Origin of the sequence: Ensifer sp. Root954 (genome assembly GCF_001429005.1) — a bacterium.
In the GTDB taxonomy this organism is placed as follows: Bacteria; Pseudomonadota; Alphaproteobacteria; order Rhizobiales; family Rhizobiaceae; genus Ensifer; species Ensifer adhaerens.
In genome coordinates, this window is the sequence record NZ_LMJM01000019.1 from 1 (window position 1) to 299 (window position 299).

Here is a 299-nt window from a genome sequence, read left to right on the forward strand (position 1 = left end):
GCCGCTGCATGCCTTCGGCGTCTTCGGCGATGTTCGGATAGAACTCCGTATAGGTCCCTTCCAAATAGGCATGCGCCACCAGAGACGGCCCGCCATGGCCGGGACCGATGATATAGATCATGTCGAGGTCGTCACGTTTGATGACGCGATTGAGATGCACGTAGAGCATGTTGAGGCCCGGCGACGTGCCCCAATGGCCGAGCAGGCGCGGCTTGATGTGCTCGCGCTTCAGCGGTTCGCGCAGAAGCGGATTGTCGAGCAGATAGATCTGCCCGACCGACAGATAGTTCGAAGCGCGC

General features: G+C 60.2%; 1 pseudogene. It reads right to left on the minus strand.

From position 1 onward, the window contains the following. Positions 1–299, minus strand: a pseudogene (locus tag ASE71_RS10650) (phosphoketolase); the annotation flags it as partial.